Origin of the sequence: Rhizobium ecuadorense (assembly GCF_001187535.1) — a bacterium.
Classification (GTDB): Bacteria; Pseudomonadota; Alphaproteobacteria; order Rhizobiales; family Rhizobiaceae; genus Rhizobium; species Rhizobium ecuadorense.
On the sequence record NZ_LFIO01001065.1, the window covers coordinates 272,240 to 292,293 of the forward strand.

The 20,054-nt window shown below is 62.8% G+C and carries 18 protein-coding genes; 14 read left to right on the forward strand and 4 right to left on the reverse strand.

Annotated features, from left to right (window positions below):
• Positions 1 to 13 precede the first annotated feature (13 nt).
• The 11 genes from sucC (at position 14) to AF337_RS20200 (ending at position 11,710) form a co-directional block, all read left to right on the forward strand.
• Entirely contained in the window at positions 14 to 1,207 is a 1,194-nt protein-coding gene (sucC, locus tag AF337_RS20150) for an ADP-forming succinate--CoA ligase subunit beta (protein ID WP_049733454.1), read from the forward strand.
• A gap of 19 nt (positions 1,208 to 1,226) precedes the next feature.
• On the forward strand, positions 1,227 to 2,129 hold the full coding sequence (sucD, locus tag AF337_RS20155; RefSeq protein ID WP_049733455.1) for a succinate--CoA ligase subunit alpha: 903 nt from the start codon (positions 1,227 to 1,229) through the stop codon (positions 2,127 to 2,129).
• A 170-nt stretch (positions 2,130 to 2,299) separates the two neighbouring features.
• Positions 2,300 to 5,284 (forward strand): 2-oxoglutarate dehydrogenase E1 component, encoded by a 2,985-nt coding sequence (locus tag AF337_RS20160; protein ID WP_049733512.1) that lies wholly within the window; start codon positions 2,300 to 2,302, stop codon positions 5,282 to 5,284.
• Between the two features lie 16 nt (positions 5,285 to 5,300).
• On the forward strand, positions 5,301 to 5,609 hold the full coding sequence (locus AF337_RS20165; RefSeq protein WP_049733456.1) for a YciI family protein: 309 nt from the start codon (positions 5,301 to 5,303) through the stop codon (positions 5,607 to 5,609).
• A gap of 40 nt (positions 5,610 to 5,649) precedes the next feature.
• Entirely contained in the window at positions 5,650 to 6,915 is a 1,266-nt protein-coding gene (gene odhB / locus AF337_RS20170) for a 2-oxoglutarate dehydrogenase complex dihydrolipoyllysine-residue succinyltransferase (RefSeq protein ID WP_049733457.1), read from the forward strand.
• A gap of 79 nt (positions 6,916 to 6,994) precedes the next feature.
• The gene (locus tag AF337_RS20175) at positions 6,995 to 7,744 is read left to right on the forward strand and encodes a DUF4241 domain-containing protein (protein ID WP_049733458.1); all 750 of its coding nucleotides are present in this window, start codon (positions 6,995 to 6,997) and stop codon (positions 7,742 to 7,744) included.
• Positions 7,741 to 8,268, forward strand: a complete 528-nt coding sequence (locus tag AF337_RS20180) for a hypothetical protein (RefSeq protein WP_049733459.1) — start codon at positions 7,741 to 7,743, stop codon at positions 8,266 to 8,268. Before AF337_RS20175 ends, AF337_RS20180 begins: the two co-directional genes overlap by 4 nt.
• Positions 8,265 to 9,017, forward strand: a complete 753-nt coding sequence (locus AF337_RS20185) for a glucose 1-dehydrogenase (RefSeq protein ID WP_049733460.1) — start codon at positions 8,265 to 8,267, stop codon at positions 9,015 to 9,017. Before AF337_RS20180 ends, AF337_RS20185 begins: the two co-directional genes overlap by 4 nt.
• A 19-nt stretch (positions 9,018 to 9,036) precedes the next feature.
• Positions 9,037 to 9,675, forward strand: a complete 639-nt coding sequence (locus tag AF337_RS20190; protein ID WP_049733461.1) for a LysE family translocator — start codon at positions 9,037 to 9,039, stop codon at positions 9,673 to 9,675.
• A gap of 26 nt (positions 9,676 to 9,701) precedes the next feature.
• Positions 9,702 to 11,108 (forward strand): dihydrolipoyl dehydrogenase, encoded by a 1,407-nt coding sequence (gene lpdA, locus AF337_RS20195; RefSeq protein ID WP_049733462.1) that lies wholly within the window; start codon positions 9,702 to 9,704, stop codon positions 11,106 to 11,108.
• Positions 11,109 to 11,209: 101 nt separating this feature from the next.
• Complete coding sequence (locus tag AF337_RS20200) at positions 11,210 to 11,710, forward strand: cytochrome b (protein ID WP_049733463.1); 501 nt, start codon at positions 11,210 to 11,212, stop codon at positions 11,708 to 11,710.
• A gap of 12 nt (positions 11,711 to 11,722) precedes the next feature.
• Here AF337_RS20200 and AF337_RS20205 read toward each other — a convergent pair whose 3' ends face one another.
• The 3 genes from AF337_RS20205 to AF337_RS20215 all read right to left on the reverse strand — a co-directional run bounded on the left by AF337_RS20205 (position 11,723) and on the right by AF337_RS20215 (position 15,025).
• A complete protein-coding gene (locus AF337_RS20205; RefSeq protein WP_049733464.1) occupies positions 11,723 to 12,778 on the reverse strand; it encodes a TraB/GumN family protein in 1,056 nt (351 codons plus the stop codon).
• Positions 12,779 to 12,876: 98 nt separating this feature from the next.
• Positions 12,877 to 13,953, reverse strand: coding sequence for a TraB/GumN family protein (locus AF337_RS20210; protein ID WP_049733465.1), 1,077 nt, complete (start codon positions 13,951 to 13,953; stop codon positions 12,877 to 12,879).
• A 136-nt stretch (positions 13,954 to 14,089) separates the two neighbouring features.
• Entirely contained in the window at positions 14,090 to 15,025 is a 936-nt protein-coding gene (locus AF337_RS20215) for a tyrosine recombinase XerC (protein ID WP_049733466.1), read from the reverse strand.
• Positions 15,026 to 15,164: 139 nt separating this feature from the next.
• Here AF337_RS20215 and AF337_RS20220 point away from each other — a divergent pair, with 139 nt between their 5' ends.
• Positions 15,165 to 16,115, forward strand: a complete 951-nt coding sequence (locus AF337_RS20220) for a GNAT family N-acetyltransferase (protein ID WP_049733467.1) — start codon at positions 15,165 to 15,167, stop codon at positions 16,113 to 16,115.
• Between the two features lie 12 nt (positions 16,116 to 16,127).
• The gene (locus tag AF337_RS20225) at positions 16,128 to 16,610 is read left to right on the forward strand and encodes a GNAT family N-acetyltransferase (RefSeq protein WP_049733468.1); all 483 of its coding nucleotides are present in this window, start codon (positions 16,128 to 16,130) and stop codon (positions 16,608 to 16,610) included.
• A gap of 3 nt (positions 16,611 to 16,613) precedes the next feature.
• Here AF337_RS20225 and AF337_RS20230 read toward each other — a convergent pair whose 3' ends face one another.
• Entirely contained in the window at positions 16,614 to 17,546 is a 933-nt protein-coding gene (locus tag AF337_RS20230; RefSeq protein ID WP_049733469.1) for a dihydrodipicolinate synthase family protein, read from the reverse strand.
• 212 nt (positions 17,547 to 17,758) lie between these two features.
• On the opposite strand from AF337_RS20230, the gene AF337_RS20235 reads away from it, so the two are divergent.
• A complete protein-coding gene (locus tag AF337_RS20235; protein ID WP_049733470.1) occupies positions 17,759 to 19,975 on the forward strand; it encodes a primosomal protein N' in 2,217 nt (738 codons plus the stop codon).
• Positions 19,976 to 20,054: the final 79 nt, after the last annotated feature.

Below are 20,054 nucleotides of genomic sequence, written 5' to 3' on the forward strand. Positions count from 1 at the left end.
CAGGGATAGACCCATGAACATTCATGAATATCAGGCCAAGGCTCTGCTGAAGGGCTATGGCGCGCCGGTTGCCGAGGGTGTGGCTATTCTCAAGGTCGAAGAGGCCGAGGCTGCCGCCAAGTCGCTTCCCGGCCCGCTTTACGTGGTCAAGAGCCAGATCCACGCCGGCGGCCGCGGCAAGGGCAAGTTCAAGGAACTGGGCCCGGAGGCCAAGGGCGGCGTGCGTCTCGCCAAGTCGATCGACGAAGTGGTCGCCCATGCCAAGGATATGCTCGGCAACACGCTGGTGACGGCGCAGACCGGCGAAGCCGGCAAGCAGGTCAACCGCCTCTACATCGAAGATGGTGCCGACATCGCTCGCGAGCTCTATTGCTCGCTGCTGGTCGACCGTTCGGTCGGCCGCGTTGCCTTCGTCGTATCGACCGAAGGCGGCATGGACATCGAAGCTGTCGCCCATGACACGCCGGAGAAAATCCAGACGATCGCCATCGATCCGGAAGCCGGCGTGACGGCTGCCGACGTTGCTGCGATCGTCAAGGCGCTCGCACTCGAGGGTGCGGCCGCTGAAGATGCCAAGTCGCTCTTCCCGGCGCTCTACAAGGCCTTCAACGAGAAGGACATGGCGCTGCTCGAGGTCAATCCGCTGATCGTCATGAAAGACGGCCGCCTGCGCGTTCTCGACGCGAAGATGTCCTTCGACGGCAATGCGCTCTTCCGTCACGACGACGTCAAGACGTTGCGCGACGAAACCGAAGAGGATGCCAAGGAAATCGAGGCCTCGAAGTGGGACCTGGCCTATGTCGCGCTCGACGGCAATATCGGCTGCATGGTCAACGGCGCGGGCCTTGCCATGGCGACGATGGATATCATCAAGCTTTACGGCAAGGAGCCGGCCAATTTCTGCGACGTCGGCGGCGGCGCCGGCAAGGAGAAGGTTGCTGCGGCTTTCAAGATCATCACCGCAGATCCAAAGGTCGAAGGCATTCTCGTCAACATCTTCGGCGGCATCATGAAGTGCGATGTCATCGCCGAGGGCGTCATTGCCGCGGTCAAGGAAGTCGGCCTCAAGGTTCCGCTGGTCGTGCGTCTTGAAGGCACGAATGTCGAGCTCGGCAAAAAGATCCTGAACGAGTCGGGTCTGGCCATCACGGCGGCTGACGACTTGGACGATGCGGCCAAGAAGATCGTCGCGGCGATCAACGGCTAATTTTGAAGGATCTGAAAGAATGTCTATTCTCGTCAATAAAGACACCAAGATCCTCGTTCAGGGTCTGACCGGCAAGACCGGTACGTTCCATACCGAACAGGCACTTGCCTATTACGGCACGCAGATGGTCGGCGGCATCCACCCGAAGAAGGGCGGCGAAACCTGGACCGGCGCCAAGGGCGAAAGCCTGCCGATCTTCGCAACCGTTGCCGAGGGCAAGGAAAAGACCGGCGCCGACGCGACCGTCATCTATGTTCCGCCGGCCGGTGCTGCCGATGCGATCATCGAGGCGATCGACGCCGAGATCCCGTTCATCACCTGCATCACCGAAGGCATCCCGGTCATGGACATGGTGCGCGTCAAGGCTCGCCTCGACCGCTCCAAGTCGCGACTGCTTGGGCCCAACTGCCCGGGCATCATGACGCCAGAAGAATGCAAGATCGGCATCATGCCGGGCTCGATCTTCCGCAAGGGTTCGGTCGGGATCGTCTCCCGCTCGGGCACGCTGACCTATGAAGCCGTGTTCCAGACCTCCAACGAAGGCCTCGGCCAGACGACGGCCGTCGGCATCGGCGGCGACCCGGTCAAGGGCACCGAGTTCATCGACGTGCTGGAAATGTTCCTGGCCGACGCAGCCACCCAGTCGATCATCATGATCGGCGAAATCGGCGGCTCGGCAGAGGAAGACGCAGCGCAGTTCCTCAAGGACGAAGCCAAGAAGGGCCGCAGCAAGCCGATGGCCGGCTTCATTGCCGGCCGCACGGCGCCGAAGGGTCGCACCATGGGCCATGCCGGCGCCGTGGTTTCCGGCGGCAAGGGCGATGCGGAATCGAAGATCGCGGCGATGGAATCGGCAGGCATCAAGGTGTCGCCGTCTCCGGCCCGCCTCGGCAAGACGCTGGTTGAAGTCCTCAAGGGCTAAACCAACTTATACCCCGGGCGGAGGAGCGGCATCTGCGCTTCCGCCCGGTCTTGACGGCACGAGACATGCAGATGCGCCGCGGACAGGCGGCAATGGGAATGCGGCAGCCGGCGATCAAGCCGGCAAATTCATCAAAGTCAGGAGGCGGACGGAAGCGTCCGCATATCACCATGGCACGGCAAGAAGCCAACGAGCAGTTCCAGATCACCTCGTTTCTGGATGGCGCCAACGCTGCCTATATCGAGCAGCTTCACGCGCGCTACGAAGAGGACCCGGCATCGGTCGACGATCAGTGGCGCGCCTTCTTCAAGGCGCTGGAGGAAGATCCCAGCGATGTGAAGAGGGCGGCCAAGGGGGCTTCCTGGCGCAAGAAGAACTGGCCGCTTCAGGCCGGCGGCGACCTGGTGTCGGCTCTCGACGGCGATTGGGGCATCGTCGAGAAGGTCATCGAAACCAAGGTCAAGGCCAAGGCCGAAGCGCAGGGCAAGCCCGCCGACGGCGCCGATGTGCTGCAGGCGACGCGCGATTCCGTGCGCGCCATCATGATGATCCGCGCCTATCGCATGCGCGGCCACCTGCATGCCAAGCTCGACCCGCTCGGCATCGCCGCTTCGGTCGACGACTATCGCGAATTGTCGCCGGAGAATTACGGCTTCACATCCGCCGATTACGACCGCAGGATCTTCATCGACAACGTGCTCGGCCTGGAATACGCGACCATCCGCGAGATGATCGATATCCTCGAGCGCACCTATTGCTCGACGCTCGGCGTCGAATTCATGCACATCTCCAATCCGGAAGAGAAGGCCTGGATCCAGGAGCGTATCGAAGGACCGGACAAGGGTGTCGCCTTCTCGGCGGAAGGCAAGAAGGCAATCCTCGCCAAGCTGGTCGAAGCCGAAGGCTACGAGCAGTTCCTCGACGTCAAGTTCAAGGGCACCAAGCGTTTCGGCCTCGACGGCGGCGAGTCGCTGATCCCGGCTTTGGAGCAGATCCTCAAGCGCGGCGGTCATCTCGGCCTCAAGGAAGCCGTGTTCGGCATGGCCCATCGCGGCCGCCTCAACGTGCTGTCCCAGGTCATGGGCAAGCCGCACCGGGCGATCTTTCACGAGTTCAAGGGCGGCTCCTACGCGCCTGACGAAGTCGAAGGCTCGGGTGACGTGAAGTACCATCTGGGTGCTTCCTCCGACCGTGAATTCGACGGCAACAAAGTGCATGTCTCGCTGACGGCAAACCCGTCGCACCTCGAAATCGTCGACCCTGTCGTCATGGGCAAGGTGCGCGCCAAGCAGGACATGAGCGCCACGGTATGGGATGGCGACATCATTCCGCTGTCCGAACGCGCCAAGGTTCTGCCGCTCTTGATCCATGGCGATGCCGCCTTCGCCGGCCAGGGCGTCATTGCTGAAATCCTCGGCCTTTCCGGCCTGCGCGGCCACCGCGTCGCCGGCACCATGCACGTCATCATCAACAACCAGATCGGCTTCACCACGAACCCGGCCTTCTCGCGTTCGTCGCCCTATCCGTCCGACGTCGCCAAGATGATCGAGGCGCCGATCTTCCACGTCAACGGCGACGATCCGGAAGCGGTGGTCTATGCGGCCAAGGTCGCGACCGAATTCCGCATGAAGTTCCACAAGCCTGTGGTGGTCGACCTGTTCTGCTACCGCCGCTACGGCCACAATGAAGGCGACGAACCGTCCTTCACCCAGCCGAAGATGTACAAGGTGATCCGCGGCCACAAGACCGTGCTGCAGCTCTATGCGGCGCGCCTCGTCGCCGAGGGCCTGCTCACCGAAGGCGAAGTCGAGAAGATGAAGGCCGATTGGCGCGCCCATCTCGAGCAGGAGTTCGAGGCCGGCCAGCACTACAAGCCGAATAAGGCCGACTGGCTGGACGGCGAGTGGTCGGGCCTGCGCGCCGCCGACAATGCCGACGAGCAGCGCCGCGGCAAGACCGCCGTGCCGATGAAGACGCTGAAGGATATCGGCCGCAAGCTGTCCGAGATTCCGGCGGGCTTCACCGCACACCGGACGATCCAGCGCTTCATGGAAAACCGCGCCAATATGATCGCCACCGGCGAGGGTATCGACTGGGCGATGGCCGAAGCGCTCTCCTTCGGCGCGCTCTGCGTCGAAGGCAGCAAGATCCGCCTGTCCGGCCAGGATTGCGAACGCGGCACCTTTTCGCAGCGCCACTCGGTTCTCTACGATCAGGAAACCGAGGAGCGCTACATCCCGCTCGCCAATCTTTCGCCGACGCAGGGGCGCTACGAAGTCATCAATTCGATGCTTTCGGAAGAGGCCGTGCTCGGTTTCGAATATGGCTACTCGCTGGCCCGCCCGAATGCGCTGACGCTCTGGGAAGCGCAGTTCGGCGATTTCGCCAACGGCGCGCAGGTGGTCTTCGACCAGTTCATCTCGTCGGGCGAACGCAAGTGGCTGCGCATGTCGGGCCTCGTCTGCCTGCTGCCGCATGGCTATGAGGGCCAGGGTCCGGAACACTCCTCGGCCCGCCTCGAGCGTTTCCTGCAGCTCTGCGCTGAGGATAACATGCAGGTCGCCAACGTCACGACGCCGGCGAACTACTTCCACATCCTGCGACGGCAGCTGAAGCGCGACTTCCGCAAGCCGCTGATCCTGATGACGCCGAAGTCGCTGCTGCGCCACAAGCGGGCGGTCTCGACGCTTGCTGAAATGGCCGGTGAATCCGCCTTCCACCGCCTGCTCTGGGACGATGCCGAGGTGATCAAGGACGGCCCGATCAAGCTGCAGAAGGACAACAAGATCCGCCGCGTCGTCATGTGCTCCGGCAAGGTCTATTACGATCTTCTCGAAGAGCGTGAAAAGCGCGGCATAGACGACGTCTATCTGCTGCGTGTCGAACAGCTCTATCCGTTCCCGGCAAAGGCGCTGATCAACGAGCTGTCGCGCTTCCGCAATGCGGAGATGGTCTGGTGCCAGGAAGAGCCGAAGAACATGGGCGCATGGTCGTTCATCGACCCCTTCCTCGAATGGGTGCTCGCCCATATCGATGCAAAGTACCAGCGCGTCCGCTATACCGGCCGTCCGGCCGCCGCCTCGCCGGCGACGGGCCTGATGTCCAAGCATCTGTCGCAGCTCGCCGCATTCCTCGAGGATGCATTGGGCGGCTAATACAAGGGGGGGCGCAATGGCTTATTTCTTTCTGAGACTGCTGCCGCCGCGCCCCACTTTCCCGCATGACGGGACCGGAGAGGAAATGGCGGCGATGAAACGCCATGTCGAGTACTGGCACCGGCACGCCCTTGCGGGATCGGCGATCGTCGTCGGCCCCGTCTTCGAGGGTGAAGGCGCCTTCGGCATGGCGATCGTCGAAGTCGAGGATCAGGCAGCGGCACAGGGTCTTGCCGATGGCGACCCGATCATCGCTTCCGGTTTCGGTTTCCGTTTCGACGTCCTGCCGATGCCCTCGATCATCTTGCGGCCGCCGGCCGTCTGAAACGCTTAAAACGAACACACACGAAATCAGGATCTGAACAATGGCCACAGAAATCCGCGTTCCAACTCTCGGTGAATCCGTCAGCGAGGCAACCGTCGGCACCTGGTTCAAGAAGGTCGGCGACGCCATCAAGGCCGACGAGCCGATTCTCGAGCTTGAAACCGACAAGGTGACCATCGAAGTTCCGGCGCCTGTCTCCGGCACGCTTTCGGAAATCGTCGTCGCAGCCGGCGAGACCGTCGGCCTCGGCGCGCTGCTCGGCCAGATCGCCGAAGGTGCTGGCGCTGCCGCCGCGCCCGCTGCTGCCGCACCGGCCGCCGCTCCCGCCCAGCCAGTCGCGGCTGCTCCCGCTCAGCCGGCTCCGGTTGCCGCTGCTGCCGCATCGTCGTCGAGCGCCTCCGTCTCCACCATGCCGCCGGCGCCGGCGGCTTCGAAGATGCTGGCCGAAAGCAATCTTTCCGCCGATCAGATCGACGGCAGCGGCAAGCGTGGCCAGGTGCTGAAGGGCGATGTCATCGCCGCCGTCGCCAAGGGTATTTCCGCTCCGGCTGCCGCACCGGCGGCAGCGCCCGCTGCTGCGCGCGGCCCATCGACGGTCGAGGATGCCTCGCGCGAAGAGCGCGTGAAGATGACGCGCCTGCGCCAGACGATCGCCAAGCGCCTCAAGGACGCGCAGAACACCGCCGCCATGCTCACCACCTACAATGAGGTGGACATGAAGGCGGTCATGGACCTGCGCAACAAGTACAAGGACATTTTCGAGAAGAAGCACGGCGTCAAGCTCGGCTTCATGGGCTTCTTCACCAAGGCGGTGACGCATGCGCTGAAGGAACTGCCGGCGGTCAATGCCGAGATCGACGGCACCGACGTCATCTACAAGAACTACTGCCATGTCGGCATGGCTGTCGGCACCGACAAGGGTCTCGTCGTTCCCGTCATCCGCGATGCCGACCAGATGTCGATCGCCGAAGTCGAGAAGGAACTCGGCCGTCTTGCCAAGGCGGCCCGTGACGGCTCGCTCTCCATGGCCGACATGCAGGGCGGCACCTTCACCATCACCAATGGCGGCGTTTACGGCTCGCTGATGTCGTCGCCGATCCTCAACGCACCGCAGTCCGGCATTCTCGGCATGCACAAGATCCAGGAGCGGCCGGTGGCGATCGGCGGCCAGGTGGTCATCCGTCCGATGATGTATCTGGCGCTGTCCTACGATCACCGCATTGTCGACGGCAAGGAAGCGGTCACCTTCCTCGTGCGCGTCAAGGAAAGCCTGGAAGATCCGGAACGCCTGGTTCTGGATCTCTAGAGTATTTGTTTTCACGCAATTCCGGACGCAAAAACCGCTGCACACTTTTGCTGGAATTGCTTTAAGGGGAGCGCTTTCGATGCGGAACCGGATCATGCGAGCGGCGCGCCTTCTTCTCTGCGCTGCCGCCGCGCATGTCCCGGTCTCCGCAGCGGCCGCCGGCTTCGATATCGGCAAGGCAAGCAGCAATTTCGAGCTGGTGACGCTCAGCGATGCCGAACTCACCGGCCGGTCGATCGGCGTGATCCATATGGGCAATGTCGAGCTGACCTCGGGGCGCATCGTCGCGGCCGATCCGCTCGCGCAGCCCGATCGTCCGGCGCTGGCAAGAACGGTTGCGCCGGGCGACTATCCGGTAACGCTTTACAAGGCCTTCGGCCGCATCGCCGCCGCCGGCATGCGGTTTGCCGAGGGCGAGCCGGATCACTGGGAGCTTGCGGTCCTGCCCGGGCAGGACGTAGCGACGCTGACGGACGGCGAGATCTTCGGCTATCCCGTCGATGCCGGCCTCGGCTGTTACATGGATGCCGATACGCTCGGTCTGATGGGAGAGCGGGAAGCGCAGATGCAGGCGCAAAAGCCTGACGCCGATATCAATTATTACGACGATGTGCTGGCCGCGGATCTCGATGCCAACAAGGGCGCTTACGCGCTGCACCGGCCGGTCGCCGGCAAGAAGGGCAATATCGCGGTATTCTGGAGCGGCTGGGGCGACGGTTTCTATCCCGTCTTTTGGGGGCTGGATAAGGACGGACGGGCGCTGGTGCTGCTGACGGATTTCAGTGTCGTCGAGAATGCCGACGGGCGGAAGGAGCCGAAGCTGCAATGAGCGGAAGGATCGGGATCACGGCTGGGAAAGGCGTGGCTGCGATCGCAGCCGCCGCGTTTTTCGCCGTTCCGGCGTCCTCGCTCGGCGCAGCATGCAAGCAGGAGCGGGCCGTCTATATCGATCGCGACGGCGCCTATGAATTGCGTTTTACGCCATTGAATTCTGCATCGGCCGCCGCCAGCAACCAGTTCAAGGTCAGCGCCCTCAAGACATCAGTGGTGATGGAAGGCTATGTCATGCCGTCGGAGGATCCGGTGCGCGCCATCGGCATTCTGATGTTCAATTGCCCGGAGGGTGATGCGACCGGCGCCGATCTTAATGCCTGCACGGTCTGGCAGGGCGCCGTCTACGGCATGGATGCCAGGGGCGAGTTGGACAACCTGCAGCCGGAGGGTTCTGCGGCGGCCGAAAGGCTCGTGCTCCCTGGTCTTGGTCCTGCCATCCGCGAATCCAGCGCCTGGGGCGAAGGCAAGGCGTCCGTGGCGCCATGGGACGTGCTTGTTTTCAAGGAGTGTGCGACATGAGCGATAGCCCTGTTGTTCTCGTGACCGGCGGAAGCCGGGGCATCGGCGCTGCCGTCTGCCGCCTCGCCGCGCGCCGGGGCTGGCGCGTCGCGGTGAATTACGCCGCCAACCGCCAAGCCGCGGAAGCCGTCGTTGCGGCGATTGCCGAAGCTGGCGGCGAGGCCGTGGCGATTAAGGGCGATGTCGGCAAGGCCGCCGATATCGCCGCGATGTTTGCGGCGGTCGACCGCCATTTCGGCCGGCTCGACGGCCTCGTCAACAATGCCGGCATCGTCGACTATCCGCAGCGGGTCGATGAGATGTCGGCAGAGCGGATCGAGCGCATGCTGCGCGTCAATGTCACCGGCTCCATCCTCTGCGCCGCAGAGGCTATACGCCGCATGTCGAGCCGGCATGGCGGCCAGGGCGGAGCGATCGTCAACATCTCGTCGATGGCGGCGATCCTGGGCTCGCCGACGCAGTATGTCGATTATGCCGCCTCGAAGGCGGCGATCGATACGTTCACGGTCGGGCTTTCGCGCGAGGTCGCCGCAGAGGGCATTCGCGTGAATGCCATCAGGCCCGGCGTCATCGAAACCGATCTCCATGCATCCGGCGGGCTGCCGGAGCGGGCGCGCGAAATGGCGCCGTCGATCCCGCTGCAGCGGGCCGGCACGGCCGAGGAGGTGGCGGATGCGGTCCTCTATCTTCTGTCACCCTCGGCTTCCTATATCACCGGCGCGATCCTCAATGTGAGCGGCGGCCGCTAAGAGACAGGGCGAAAACAGCATGCAGTATATTTTCGAATTCCTCGGCCTGATGGCGGTTTTCTCGATCTTCATCGTCGTTCCGGGCGCTGATTTCGCCGTCATTCTGCGCCAGAGCATCGTGCATGGGCGGCGCGCCGCCATCATGACCGGGCTCGGCATGGGTTTCTCGCTGCTCTTTCATATCAGCTACACGATCCTCGGCCTCGGCCTGATCGTCTCCAAATCGCTGATGCTGTTTGCGATGATCAAATGGGCGGGTGTCGCCTATCTCGTCTATCTCGGCATCAAGTCGTTCCGCGAACCAGGCTTCAGCGTGCAGGAGATCGAGGTGACGGCCGAGGACCGCAAGCCGGTCTCGATGCTGACATGCCTCGGCATGGGCTTCATCACCAATGCACTGAACCCGAAGCCGGTGCTGTTTTTCCTGTCCTTGTTTTCGACGCTCGTCCATCACGACACGCCAGCGCTGATCCAGTTCTCCTACGGCATCGGCATGGCGACGGCGCTGGTCGCATGGTTTGCCGGCGTCTCCTATTTCTTCACGGTCAAGGCGATCCGTGACCGCTTCATTGCCAGCGGCAAATGGTTCAACCGCATTACCGGAGCAGCACTCGTCGGCTTCGGCTTCCGCCTCGCGCTGTCGCGCGCGGCCGACTAAACGAAAAATCCAAAGGGAAAGAAGCAATGTCCTACGATGTGATCATTATCGGCACCGGCCCGGGCGGCTATGTCTGCGCCGTCAAAGCAGCCCAGCTCGGCCTCAAGGTCGCCGTCGTCGAAAAGCGCGCGACCTATGGCGGCACCTGCCTGAACGTCGGCTGCATTCCGTCGAAGGCGCTGCTGCATGCCTCCGAAATGTTCCATCAGGCCGGCCACGGCATGGGCGCGCTCGGGATCGACATTCCGGCGCCGACGCTCAACCTCGGCAATATGATGGCCCACAAGGACGCGACGGTGAAGTCGAATGTCGACGGCGTCGCCTTCCTGTTCAAGAAGAACAAGATCGATGCCTTCCAGGGCAGCGGCAAGATCGTCTCGGCCGGCAAGGTCGCTGTCACCGCCGCGGACGGCGCCGTGCAGGAGATCGAAGGCAGGAACATCGTCATCGCCACCGGCTCCGACGTCGCCGGCATTCCCGGCGTGCAGGTCGAGATCGATGAGAAGACCATCATCTCCTCCACCGGCGGCATCGCGCTGGAAAAGGTGCCGGAAACGCTGATCGTCGTCGGCGGCGGTGTCATCGGGCTCGAGCTCGGCTCTGTCTGGTCGCGGCTCGGCGCCAAGGTCACCGTCGTCGAATATCTCGACACCATCCTCGGCGGCATGGACGGCGAAGTCTCCAAGCAGTTTCAGCGCATGCTCGCCAAGCAGGGCATCGATTTCCATCTCGGCGCCAAGGTCACCGGCGTCGAAAAGGGCGACAGGGGCGCCAAGGTCACCTTCGAGCCGGTCAAGGGCGGTGACAAGGTGGTGCTCGATGCCGAAGTCGTGCTGATCGCCACCGGCCGCAAGCCCTATACGGCGGGGCTCGGCCTCGAAGAAGCGGGTGTTGTGCTCGACAATCGCGGCCGCGTCGAGATCGACGGTCACTTCAAGACCAATGTCGCCGGCATCTATGCGATCGGTGATGTGGTCAAGGGGCCGATGTTGGCGCACAAGGCGGAAGACGAGGGCGTGGCGCTTGCCGAAATCCTCGCCGGCCAGCATGGCCACGTCAACTATGAGGTCATTCCGAGCGTCGTCTATACCCAGCCGGAGATCGCTTCGGTCGGCAAGACCGAGGAAGAGCTGAAGGCGGCCGGTATCGCCTATAAGGTCGGCAAGTTCCCGTTCACGGCGAACGGTCGCGCCCGCGCGATGCTGGCGACCGATGGCTTCGTCAAAATTCTCGCCGACAAGGAAACCGACCGGGTGCTCGGCGGCCATATCGTCGGCTTCGGCGCCGGCGAGATGATCCACGAGATCGCTGTGCTGATGGAATTCGGCGGCTCGTCGGAAGATCTCGGCCGCACCTGCCACGCGCATCCGACGATGTCGGAAGCGGTCAAGGAGGCAGCGCTCGCGACCTTCTTCAAGCCGATCCATATGTAACTTACATATTCGTAACAAAGCATTCAGCCGCTTGCCGTGAGGCAGGCGGCTGTTTTATTTGTTGCGCATCGCGGAATTCAGCATTTGAAGAAGGGTAGGAAATGCAGCGGCCGCCCGCCAAAGGATACAGCCTCAGCCAGCGCTTTCTTCATTGGACGGTGGCGCTGCTGATCTTCTTCAATCTGCTGTTTCCCGACGGCATGAATGTCTGGCACCGGCTGATGCGCAGGGGCGGGGTGCCGACGCCGGAGCAGGTTGCGTCGGCGAACATCCATGCCTATGTCGGCATCGCCATCCTGCTGCTTGCGGTTGTCAGGCTCGGGCTGCGTTTCATCAACGGCGCGCCGGCCGAGGCCGCGGAGGAGCCGGCGATCTTCCGTCTTGCGGCGAAGCTTGCCCATGCCGGTCTCTATATCCTGATCTTCGCCATGCCGCTGACCGGCATCGCCGCCTACTATTTCGGCATCAATCCCGCCGGATCGTTCCATGCGGATATCCTGAAGATCATTCTCTGGGCGCTGATCGCGGCGCATCTCGCGGGCGCGCTCGTCCATCAGTTCTATTGGAAAACCAATGCGCTGCGGCGCATGACGCTCGGCTGAGCGCTTGCTCGCTCAGTTCACGGCAGTGACGGTGAAGCCCTGCCGGCGCAGCAGTTCAACCAAACCGTCGCCGCCGGGCAGATGCGCCGCTCCGACGGCAACCATGGTTCGCCCTTTGTCGAGATAGGGCTTCGCCCTTTCCGCCATGACCTTGTTTCGATCCGTTATCACACGGTTCTCGAATGCTTTTGCAGCAGCCTGATCTGTCGAAACGAACTCCATCAATGAGAAGATCATTCCGACGTCGCCGTGATCGTATAAGTCGATCATCGTCTCGGATATGTCATCCATACCATTGGGAAGTGCCAGAAATTCCCGCAGGTTTTGAAGCATGAGATTGTCCGGGACATCCGACATGGCTTCAAGTTGTTCGACCGGCGTTTCCAGGCCGACCAGACGGATGCCATCATTGAGCGCGCCGAGAGCAAGAGACTGGTCCAGTACTTTAAAGCCCTTTGCGCTGCGCCTGGCGTCGCAACCGCGTGTCTGCAGTCCCATATAGATGAACCATGGCCGCATCTTCGCCATCAGGTTCATACTGATTCCCTTTTTCTTCAAACCGGCAGCGACGTCGCTGGTTGCATCGGGCGGCAGGATATGATCGAGCGTTTTGTCATCTTGAAGCGTCGTCAGTTCGGGATGCTTCAAGATTTCCATCGCAAGTTTTTCCGGCTTTGCGACCTCCGCCAACTCGACGGTTAGAGTGTCGATAGTCTCATAGGCATCGTAAAATCCTTCCGGCAGATCCAAAACACGGGGATCGCTCACATGCATCGTGCCGAGCAACCAGGAAGGCTCAAGACCTGATTTTTCGATTTTCCAGAAGATCGCATTGCCGTTCGGTATCGTCTCGGCTCTCTCAACTGCTTTTCTGAAACGAACGGGATCTTCCTTCTCCAGCCGGGTGAAAAGATTCTGGCCCGGGCAGGCCAACTCGTCATCCGCCAAGGCATGCGAAAAGGAAAATATCGTCAGCACCGCCGCCATGATGAGCAGTGCGCCGTTCCCGAACGTGGAAAGACCTGTCGAGGCTGCTCTCGAGGTGAAAACCATATTGTGGCTGAGCATCGAAAACTCTTCTTAGGAGAAAAGGTTGTAAATACCGCCAAATGACGTATGCAAACTGAGGTTGTCAATCTCGACGAGACTAACTACCGGGCTCGGGCCTAGTTCACCGCAGTCACGGTAAAGCCCTGCTGGCGCAGCAGTTCGATGACGCCGGCCTTGCCGGGCAGGTGCAGGGCGCCGACCGCCATGAAGACATTGCCGCCGTCGAGAATGGGGGCGGCGCGCTCGGCCATCACCTTGTTGCGGTCGAGGATGACGCGCTGTTCGAAGGCGGCGTAGTCGCTATCTTCGCCTTCCTTCTCCGGCGTCACGGTCTTCAGCATCGGCATGGTCATGCCGATATCGCCGGAGAGATAGAGGGCGGTCATCGTCTCGACGACGTCGCTCATCTTGTCGCCGAGCTCCAGCGTCTCGATCAGCGACTTCAGGTGGAATTCGATCGGCAGGTCGGCCATCGCCTGGATCTGCTCGGCAAGCGTTTCCAGCCCCTTGACCTGCTTGCCCTGAGCAACGGCGTCGGTCGCGATCTTCTGATCGAGGAACTGCACGCCTTTGGCCTTGCGGGCGATCTCGCAGGCCGGCAGGGCGACGGCGCTCGAAATCATCCAGGGCCGCATGCGGGAGACGGCGCCGAGCGGGATACCGCGCTGCTTCAGACCGGCTTCGAGGCGTTTGTAGTCCTCGGGGGAGAGCAGCTTGTCGATCGTCGTGCCGTCGGTGAACATCGTCAGTTCCGGCCTTGCGAGCAGGGCGGCGGTCGCCTTGCGTTCATCGAGAATCTCGTCGGATTCGATGATGATCGTATTGGCCGCGTCGTGGGCGGCTTGGGCGCGCGGCGGCAGGGCCAGCACGCGCGGATCGGTGACATGCATGCTGCCAAGCAGCCATGAAGGCTGAACTCCTGCTTTTTCGATCTTCCAGAAGATGCCCTTGCCGTTCGGCGTTGCGTCGGCTTCCTTTACCGCCTCGGCGTAGCGGGCGGGATCGTTCTGTTGCAGCTCGACCATCAGGTTGCGGCCGGTGCAGGCCGCCGCGTCTTCGGCCGCCGCCGGCCTTGCAGCCAGGAAGGCCAAAAACAGGGCGGCAAGAAGCAGCATATGAAAGGCCGCAATCAGCCAGAGCAGCAGATTGCCGGGTGCTGCGAGAAAAGTCCGGCGGCCGATTGATGTCGTCATGATGGTGTTCCGGTCACATGCCTTGTGGCTTCATGCTCTACGCCCGGCTTGCGCATATTCCTTTAAGAGAATGCGTTAACGAAAGCTTAGGGTCTTTCTTGCTCCAGCAGAATGTTCAATCTGACCAGAAAAGGTTTTAAGCGCGCGGGTGTGCCCGATCATACACCTCGAGCAGCCGCGACGCATCGACGCCGGTATAGACCTGCGTTGTGGACAGGCTGGCATGGCCGAGCAGTTCCTGAATGGTGCGCAGGTCGCCGCCGCCGGCAAGCAGGTGGGTGGCGAAGGAATGGCGCAGCGCATGGGGTGTCGCCGACTCCGGCAGGCCGAAGGCGCTGCGCAGTTTCTGCATGGCGCGCTGGATGATCGCCGGCTGCAATTTGCCGCCGCGGGCGCCGCGAAACAGCGGCTCGCCGGGCTCGAGATGATAGGGGCAGAGCATGCGGTATTTCTCGACCGCGTCGAACACCACGGACAAAAGCGGCACCAGCCGCATCTTGTTGCCCTTGCCGGTGATGCGCAGCGTTGTGGCGCCCTGCTGCAGGTCGGAGGGAATGAGATCCAGCGCTTCGGAGATGCGCAGGCCGCAGCCGTAGAGCAGCGTCATGACGGCCGCATCGCGCGCGGCGATCCAGGGTTCGTCGTGGAGCTGGGCTTCGTTGCTGACGACGGTGATCGCCTGCGTGTCCGACAGCGGCTTGGGCAGCGATTTCGGCTGTTTCGGCGAGCGGATCGCAGCAGCACCCGCGGCATTGACCAGACCCTTTTTTTCCAGGTGGCGCAGCAGCGAACGCAGGCCGGCGAGATTGCGGCCGAGCGAGCGGGCGCCGGAGCCCTGCTTGCGCCGGGCGGCCAGGAAGGCGCGGAAATCGGCAGGGCGCAGCTCCCTGATATCGCCAAGCGTCGCCGGGCCGGCGAGATGGCCGGTCAGGAAGGTCAGGAACTGGCGGGTGTCGCGCTCATAGGCATCGAGCGTATGCTCGGAAAGACGGCGCTCGCGGGCGAGATTTTCGAGCCACGCGGCCCGTTCCGCCATCAGGTGCGGATCGGCGATAACAAGCAGTTCGTTCACATCGCTGGCCTTGAATTTGCCTTCAAGTCCGCCAATTTGAAACAGGAACGGTTATGGAATTGCTAATGCCGGCCAAGCCTTTGTCATCCTTAGATCATATTCCACTGCGATAGCTTATAGCCCACAGACAGGATCTTTCATGGCACGGCGCGACTCCATGACGGCTTTCGGACAGCTCGCGGAAGCGATCGCTCTCGTTTCACAGGGAAAGCCGGGTCATATCGTCGATGCGCTGATTGCCGAACGTGGCCAGAGGATCGTGAAAAATCCGCTCTGGCCCGTCATGCGGCCGTTCCTCTACACGCTGCTGCGCTACAACAAGGCGATCGAATTCGCCAATGCGGTGGCCAAGATGCCGGGTTTCCAGTCGTTCGAATATCTGAGCGAGGTGCTGAAACTCGATATCGGCATCATCAATGGCGAACGGATTCCGAATGCCGGCGGCTTCATCCTCGTCAGCAACCACCCTACAGGCATTGCCGACGGTGTCGCCGTGTTCGATCTGCTGAAGACGCGCCGGCCGGATATGATGTTCTTCGCCAACCGCGATGCGATCCGGGTCAATCCGCGGTTTGCCGAGATGGTCATTCCCGTCGAATGGCGGGAGGAGCACAAGAGCAAGCTCAAGGCGCGCGAAACGCTGCAATTGACCAACCACGCGGTCAGGGAGGGCAAGGCGACGGTGCTTTTCCCGTCGGGCCGCATCGCCTATTGGGCGAACGGCCGGCTGAACGAACGCCCATGGAAGACCTCGGCGGTCGGGCTGGCGCGCAAATACAATCTGCCGATCCTGCCCGTCCATATGACGGCACGCAATTCCGGCCTGTTCTACTGGTTGGCGAAATGGTCGACGGAACTTCGCGACATGACGGTCTTTCACGAACTCTTGAACAAACGCGGCGACCGCTTCGATTTCGTGATCGGTAATCTCATTCCGGCCGAACATCTGGACGGCGACCTCAACGAGGTGACCAAGGCACTGGAGAAACATACGGTGCACGATATGGCGGCGGATGGCGACGCGAGTTTCGTGCCGGTCAGCCTGCCGGCTGCAGCACCGCCTCGCGAGCTTCCCGTTGCCGCGGTCTAAATAGGGTTCGCCATGACGGTCGATATCCGCGTGATCCGCGATCGATTGCCACGGGAGATCGCGGACCTCGAAAGCGAGGCCCGGCAGGAGGGCCATCTCCATATCACCCGCCTTGTCGACGAATGGTGGGCCGGCGACATCAGATTCGAACGTGACGGCGAAATTCTGCTTGGCGCCTACGTCGGGGAGGCGCTTGCCGGCGTCGGGGGTATGACCCTCGAACCCGCCCTATCCGGAGCGTTGCGGATGCGGCGTTTCTACGTCAGTTCCGAGATGCGTCGGCACGGCATCGGCCGACTGCTGGCCCTGGCGCTGCTCAATCATGCGCGGGCTTTCAGCGGTGTCGTCACCGTTCATCCGGGCAATCCCGGCGCGGTCAAATTCTGGGGTGCTCTCGGGTTTCGGCGCTACGGGCCGGACGGCGATATACATCGTCTCGAAATTGCCCGCATTCCCGCCGGTCGGGATGTTTCGGGCGCGTCCTTCACGCTTTAAGCTTCACGCCCCGATCTCTTTGAGGCGGATGGCCTGACGCGCCAGCAATCGCTCGACATCGGCAATATCGAGCGCCGAGAGATTGGCGCCCGGCTTGCGCAGGGTGGCGGATTTTATCACGCCGCGCTTGGCAAGAACGTATTTGCGGCAGGCGAGGCCGATGCCCTGCTGCTGTTCGTAGCGGGCGAGCGGCAGATAGGCATCGAAGATGTCTTGGGCGCGATCCGGATTTCCGGCCGTATAGGCCGCGACGACGCCGACCATCATCTCCGGATAACAAAAGCCGGTCATTGCGCCATCGGCGCCGCGGCCCATCTCTTCGGGCAGGAACAGTCCGCCATTGCCGCAAAGAATGGAGATGCGCCGCATGGCGCCCTTGTCGCTGGCGGCGCGGAGTGCGGTGATCTTGGCAAGACCCGGCCAGTCCTCGTGTTTGAGCATGACGCAATTCGGCACCTCGCTGACGATACGCTCGATGACCTTGGGCGCGATCGTCACATTGGTGGTGAGCGGATAATCCTGCAGCACGAAGGGCGTATCGCCGAGGGCTTCGCCGACCGACTGGTAGAAGGCGAAAGCCTGGTCGTCGGTCTTGACGGTCCAGGGCGGCGCGACCATGACGCCGGCAGCACCCTCGCCGATGACGGCTTCGGCCAGTTCGCGCATCGGCGCAAGCCCCGGCGCCGACACACCGACGACCACGGGCAGGCGCCCGTCGAGGCGCTTCAGCACACGCTCGACGACGATCCGCGATTCCTCGGCGGTCAGCTTCGGGGCCTCGCCGAGCTGGCCAAGCACCGTCAGGCCGGTGACGCCGGCGCCCTCGTAGAAATCGACCATGCTGTCGATGCTGCCGAGATCGAGCGCGCCGTCATCGGTGAACGGGGTTACGGCGATCACGTAAACGCCCTTGGCATTCTCGGTCAGTCTGGCCATCAGGTGTTCTCCCATTCAGCGGCCGAAGAGCGGGCTCCGGCATGTCGAACAATCTTTCCGGCAATCTATGCGGCCACTCGCCCGCCCCGCAACTCCTTCGTATGGGCACGGGCAATCTCGCCGAAACGGCTCGTGGTTTAGATTCCCGGCCCGATGCGCGGCCCCGTCTTTGCGGTTCCAATTGCATCGATTTGCGGGCATGGTCTCGCCCGATGAGCACAGATTCGTCCGATCTCTTTGGCGCGCTTTTCGAGGCACCGCCCGCGAACCGAACGGTTCCCGTGCTGGTGCCGATGCCGGCGCCAAAACCCTATTCCTATTCGGTGCCTGAGGGCATGGCGGTCGAGCCGGGCTCGGTCGTGCAGGTGCCGCTCGGGCCGCGGCAGGTGATCGGCGTCGTCTGGGACGGCGGCGAGGATGGCGTCGATCCGAAGAAGCTTCGGCCGATCAGCCATGTCTTCGACTGCCCGCCGCTATCTCGGGAAATGCGCGATTTCATCGATTGGGTCGCGACCTATACGCTCTCGCCGCCCGGCCTCGTCGCTCGCATGGCGCTGAGGGCGCCGAACGCCTTCGAGCCGGAACCGATGGTGGAGGGGCTGAAATTCGTCGGCGGCGAACCGGAGCGGATGACGCCGGCGCGCGCCCGGGTGCTGGACACGGCCTCCGACGGTTTGTCCTGGACGCGCAGCGGCCTGGCGCATGCGGCGGGGGTCTCGACCAGCGTCGTCGACGGGCTGATCACGCTTGGGATCTTCGAGACGATATTCCTGCCGCCGCCGCCGGTCGTGGCGATGCCGGATCCCGAATTTGCCGCCGCGCGTCTCGAAGGGCCGCAGAAAGAGGCGGCCGCAGAGATCGTTTGCGATGTTCGCAAAGGCGAATTTTCGGTGTCGCTGATCGACGGGGTGACCGGATCGGGCAAGACCGAGGTCTATTTCGAGGCGATTGCCGAGACGCTGAAACGCGGCAAGCAGGTGCTGATTCTGCTGCCGGAGATCGCGCTGACGGCAAGTTTCATGGAGCGTTTCCAGGATCGTTTCGGGGCAAAGCCGGCCGAATGGCATTCCGATCTCGCGCCGCGCATGCGCGAAAAGGTCTGGCGCCAGGCGGTAACCGGCGAGGTCCGCGTCGTGGCCGGCGCCCGCTCGGCGCTGTTCCTGCCTTTCGAGGATCTCGGCCTTATCATCGTCGACGAGGAGCATGATCCGGCCTACAAGCAGGAGGATCGCGTCTTCTACAATGCTCGCGACATGGCGGTGGTGCGCGGCCGTATCGGCGATTTCCCCGTCATTCTGGTGTCGGCGACGCCGTCGGTCGAAAGTCAGGTCAACGGGCAGAGCGGGCGCTATAGCACCGTCCACCTGCCGACGCGTTTCGGCGACGCGGCGCTGCCGGACCTGCATCTCGTCGACATGCGCCGGCACGCGCCGGAGCGCGGCGGCTTCCTGTCGCCGGTGCTGATCCGGGCGATCGGCAAGACGGTGGAGAAGCGCGAACAGGCGCTGCTCTTTCTCAATCGGCGCGGATATGCGCCGCTGACGCTCTGCCGGGTCTGCGGCCATCGCTTCCAATGCCCGCAATGTTCGAGCTGGCTGGTCGAGCATCGTTTCCGCAAGCAGCTGCAATGCCACCAATGCGGCCATGCCGAGCGCACGCCGGAGGCGTGCCCGGAATGCGGCACGCTCGACCATCTCGTTGCCTGCGGGCCGGGCGTCGAGCGCATCGCCGAGGAGGTGGAGCGGCATTTTCCGGAGGCGCGGACGATCGTTCTCTCCTCGGATATCATGGGCGGGGTGAAGCGGCTGCGGCTGGAACTGGAGGCGATCGCCAAGGGCGAGGCCGATATCGTCATCGGCACCCAGCTCGTCGCCAAGGGGCATAATTTTCCTCTGATGACGCTGGTCGGTATCGTCGACGCCGATCTCGGCCTTGCCAATGGCGACCCACGCGCCGCCGAGCGCACCTTCCAGCTTCTGTCGCAGGTGACGGGCCGGGCCGGGCGCACCGGTCTCAAGAGCCATGGGCTGCTGCAGACCTATCAGCCGCAGCATCCCGTGATGCAGGCGATTGTATCAGGCGATTCCGATGCCTTTTACGAGCGCGAGATCACCGAACGCGAACGCGCCATATTGCCGCCCTTCGGCAGGCTCGCCTCGATCATCGTTTCGGCCGAAACCCGTCATGATGCCGAAAACCATGCGCGCGGTATGCGCAACGCCGCACCGCAGGTCTCGGGCATCTCGGTGCTCGGCCCGGCCGAGGCGCCGCTCGCGCTGGTGCGCGGCCGCCACCGCTTCCGGCTTCTGGTGCACGGCCGGCGCAACTCCGACATGCAGGGCTTTTTGCGGGCAATGCTGTCGCAATCGCCGAAGGAGCGCGGATCGGTGCAGGTGCAGCTCGATATCGATCCCCAGAGCTTTCTGTAGATCGTTCCGCGCGCTGCGTTTCCGGATGCGGCCGATCATGGCATAAACGCAGAATCAGCGGATGGATTTGGGGTCGAGG

Excerpts from the sequence above, each read along its gene's own strand:
- AF337_RS20185 (WP_049733460.1), top strand. The coding sequence starts at position 8,265 with ATGAGCGATAGCCCTGTTGTTCTCGTGACCGGCGGAAGCCGGGGCATC.
- odhB (WP_049733457.1), top strand. The coding sequence starts at position 5,650 with ATGGCCACAGAAATCCGCGTTCCAACTCTCGGTGAATCCGTCAGCGAG.
- AF337_RS20220 (WP_049733467.1), top strand. The coding sequence starts at position 15,165 with ATGGCACGGCGCGACTCCATGACGGCTTTCGGACAGCTCGCGGAAGCG.
- sucC (WP_049733454.1), top strand. The coding sequence starts at position 14 with ATGAACATTCATGAATATCAGGCCAAGGCTCTGCTGAAGGGCTATGGC.
- AF337_RS20205 (WP_049733464.1), bottom strand. The coding sequence starts at position 12,778 with ATGCTCAGCCACAATATGGTTTTCACCTCGAGAGCAGCCTCGACAGGT.
- AF337_RS20175 (WP_049733458.1), top strand. The coding sequence starts at position 6,995 with ATGCGGAACCGGATCATGCGAGCGGCGCGCCTTCTTCTCTGCGCTGCC.
- AF337_RS20165 (WP_049733456.1), top strand. The coding sequence starts at position 5,301 with ATGGCTTATTTCTTTCTGAGACTGCTGCCGCCGCGCCCCACTTTCCCG.
- AF337_RS20230 (WP_049733469.1), bottom strand. The coding sequence starts at position 17,546 with ATGGCCAGACTGACCGAGAATGCCAAGGGCGTTTACGTGATCGCCGTA.
- AF337_RS20180 (WP_049733459.1), top strand. The coding sequence starts at position 7,741 with ATGAGCGGAAGGATCGGGATCACGGCTGGGAAAGGCGTGGCTGCGATC.
- AF337_RS20200 (WP_049733463.1), top strand. The coding sequence starts at position 11,210 with ATGCAGCGGCCGCCCGCCAAAGGATACAGCCTCAGCCAGCGCTTTCTT.
- AF337_RS20210 (WP_049733465.1), bottom strand. The coding sequence starts at position 13,953 with ATGACGACATCAATCGGCCGCCGGACTTTTCTCGCAGCACCCGGCAAT.
- AF337_RS20160 (WP_049733512.1), top strand. The coding sequence starts at position 2,300 with ATGGCACGGCAAGAAGCCAACGAGCAGTTCCAGATCACCTCGTTTCTG.
- AF337_RS20225 (WP_049733468.1), top strand. The coding sequence starts at position 16,128 with ATGACGGTCGATATCCGCGTGATCCGCGATCGATTGCCACGGGAGATC.
- lpdA (WP_049733462.1), top strand. The coding sequence starts at position 9,702 with ATGTCCTACGATGTGATCATTATCGGCACCGGCCCGGGCGGCTATGTC.
- AF337_RS20235 (WP_049733470.1), top strand. The coding sequence starts at position 17,759 with ATGAGCACAGATTCGTCCGATCTCTTTGGCGCGCTTTTCGAGGCACCG.
- AF337_RS20190 (WP_049733461.1), top strand. The coding sequence starts at position 9,037 with ATGCAGTATATTTTCGAATTCCTCGGCCTGATGGCGGTTTTCTCGATC.
- sucD (WP_049733455.1), top strand. The coding sequence starts at position 1,227 with ATGTCTATTCTCGTCAATAAAGACACCAAGATCCTCGTTCAGGGTCTG.